The sequence below is a fragment of the Thauera sp. 27 genome (genome assembly GCF_000310125.2).
Lineage (GTDB): Bacteria > Pseudomonadota > Gammaproteobacteria > Burkholderiales > Rhodocyclaceae > Thauera > Thauera mechernichensis.
This window is the reverse complement of sequence record NZ_AMXB01000001.1, coordinates 41,166-43,600: the sequence shown is the minus strand read 5'-3', so window position 1 is coordinate 43,600 and position 2,435 is coordinate 41,166. Positions and strand designations below refer to the sequence as shown.

Annotated in this window: 3 protein-coding genes; 1 reads left to right on the top strand and 2 read right to left on the bottom strand. The window is 62.2% G+C overall.

Annotated features, from left to right (window positions below; genetic code table 11):
• Nucleotides 1-115: 115 nt before the first annotated feature.
• Together B447_RS00175 and B447_RS00170 are read right to left on the bottom strand one after the other, a co-directional pair.
• Nucleotides 116-949: an efflux RND transporter periplasmic adaptor subunit gene (locus tag B447_RS00175; RefSeq protein ID WP_002935457.1), complete on the bottom strand. Its 834-nt coding sequence runs from the start codon at nucleotides 947-949 to the stop codon at nucleotides 116-118.
• A 103-nt stretch (nucleotides 950-1,052) separates the two neighbouring features.
• On the bottom strand, nucleotides 1,053-1,808 hold the full coding sequence (locus B447_RS00170) for a PEP-CTERM sorting domain-containing protein (protein WP_002935454.1): 756 nt from the start codon (nucleotides 1,806-1,808) through the stop codon (nucleotides 1,053-1,055).
• A 361-nt stretch (nucleotides 1,809-2,169) separates the two neighbouring features.
• Here B447_RS00170 and B447_RS00165 point away from each other — a divergent pair, with 361 nt between their 5' ends.
• Nucleotides 2,170-2,397 (top strand): hypothetical protein, encoded by a 228-nt coding sequence (locus B447_RS00165; RefSeq protein WP_002929272.1) that lies wholly within the window; start codon nucleotides 2,170-2,172, stop codon nucleotides 2,395-2,397.
• Nucleotides 2,398-2,435: the final 38 nt, after the last annotated feature.

The window sequence follows — 2,435 nt, the reverse complement described above, 5'->3', positions numbered from 1 at the left end:
GGCGACTCCGGGGTTCGGTTAATGGCGTTTCTGCAAGCCCGCGCGGTGCTCATGCGAAGCACGGCACCGCTGTAAGCAGCGCGGGACAAGCAATGGAAGATGGAAAGGGATCGGCTCACTGTGCCGGAGCGGAAGGTGGCGAGAGCACCGCCCGACATTTCACCCCAGCCGGAATAGCGAGCTCAGGGTTGGGTAGTTCGAGCAGCACCACGAACGTGCCGCTTGCAGCGTCGATCAGGCGATCGACACTCACTGCGCGCGCCGAGTAGCGAGCCCCTGCCGGGATCTCGGGGACCACGTCGATGACATCACCGGCATTGATGGTGCCGAAAGCCTCTTTCTGAAGCACGACATGAACGCGCAGCGGATCGAGTTGCGCGATCTTCAGGATGCCCTTGCCTGTCGAGCCGGGTTCGACCACCTCGCCCGGGTAAGCAAGCTGCGCAACCACCACGCCATCGAAGGGACTGAGCAGTGTGCGCAAGGCCAACTGGGCATCATGCTGCGCCAGCTCGAGACGCGCACTCTGGCGCTCTTCGTTGGCAACCCTGAGTTCGGACTCCGCGAGCCGCAGCTCGGCCTCGGCGTCGTCGCGCTCCTGCTCGGGAATCAGCCGCTCTGCAGCCATCGCCTGACGACGCTCGAAGCGCTGGCGGGAAAATGCCACCTTGCGCTCGGCCAACTCGACGGGTCCGCGCTGCTGCGCACGGAAGCGGGCAAGCTCTGCTGCGGCCTGCTCTGCCCGCACATCCAGCGCCGCAAGTACCTGCCCCTTGCGGATCGTCTCGCCCCTGGCAACGTTGACCTGGGCGAGCAGCCCCGTAACGGGGCTCGCCAGTTCGACCGTTTGGCGCGGCTCCAGCAGACAAACCGCAGACTGGGCGGGATACGCCTCAAGCGACACTCCGGCCAGAAAGAACGAGGCCAGCGCCGCACGAACACATTTCATAAGGGGAAACCTCGGCAGCAGGTCCTGCTGCGCGCACACGGAGCGCAACGCTGAACATGTATCCAGCGCCCCGCTCAGGCGCAACACAAGGGCCAACCGGCGTTCAGGCCGGACGGGAGAGCGCCACGGCGCTCGATCGGCGCCGGCAAGTCATCAGCCCCGCGACCGCGCTCCCCAGCAACAGCAACGACGACGGCAGCGGCACGCTCCCCCCGCCTGGCGGGGTCGTCACATCCCCATCCCGCACCGCCCAGGCAAAAAGTCCGAAATCGAGGTAGTCATAACTACCGTCGGGCTGAAGGGCCAGATACCAGTGCTCGGACTCCTCGACCGCGTTGTAATCCTGATCACCGTTCCAGAGCAGGAACAGCCACGCGTAGTCCTGATAGGCCTCCAGAACCGTCGAGGACCAATACGCAGCGGGTGCCACATTGACCAACAGGGCAAGCGCGTCGGCATTGGTCGCACTGTCGAGCCCGCCACCGGGCTGCCCGCCCAGGTTGACGTGGAACATATGCCCCAGTTCGCTCCCCAGGCACCCGAAGCCGTAACTCAGGTTCATGCCGCCCAGCGCATCGTTGAACTCGCAGGAAGGATCGGGCTGCAGCGTACGCGGCAGGCGCCAGTCGGCATAGCCCTGGTAGCTGAGGCTCTCGACCCACTCCGTCGCAGCATTCCAGCTCATCCGGCCGTCTGCGCTGAAACCGGATGTGCGCGCGTAATTGGCGTCAGCCAGCCACGTCACATCAAGCACGTCGTCATAGATCAGCCCATTGCCACGATCGATCAGGGCCGCACTGGCATTGAACGCAATGCTGCAACCCGCGAGCACAGCGAATTTCGAAAGCGCCTTCATCATAAATGACTCATCCATTTTCAATACGTGTCGCGGCACGACATAGCAATATCCGTTCCACCGTATAGCGATCAGTCACTTGAGGATCGGCGACCAGAATCGAAGTCAATATGTGTAAAAAAAACCGACACCTTTCAATGCCATGCGAGCTCGACCGCCCACCCCCTTCTTGGTACTCGCAGGGATAGCGAGCCAACGAAAATCCCACGCTAAAAATTCTTATGACATATTGACTACGCATTTCTCATTTGACATCATCATTACAAAGTCATCACCGGACGGCAAACTCATGTCAGCACCTGCACAGCAGCCTCTCCAGAACACACCCCGCCTCGTGCGCAAACCCGCTCAACACGGCCAGGGCATGACCGAATACATCATCATCGTCGCCATGATCGCCATCGCCGCCATTGCCGTGTATCAGTACTTCGGCCAGACGGTGCGCAACCAGACGGCGGCCATCGCACAGGAGCTCTCCGGCAAGGATGGCAGCACCGCCAAGAGCGCGGCCCAGACGGCGGCCGGTCAGGCACAGACAGTCGGCAACCAGAAGCACACCCTGGACACCTATGTGAATCAGGTCGGCAAGTAACCCGGCGCACAGCGCGGACGCCGAACGGACATGCACAA

Excerpts from the sequence above, each read along its gene's own strand:
- B447_RS00175 (WP_002935457.1), bottom strand. The coding sequence starts at position 949 with ATGAAATGTGTTCGTGCGGCGCTGGCCTCGTTCTTTCTGGCCGGAGTG.
- B447_RS00170 (WP_002935454.1), bottom strand. The coding sequence starts at position 1,808 with ATGATGAAGGCGCTTTCGAAATTCGCTGTGCTCGCGGGTTGCAGCATT.
- B447_RS00165 (WP_002929272.1), top strand. The coding sequence starts at position 2,170 with ATGACCGAATACATCATCATCGTCGCCATGATCGCCATCGCCGCCATT.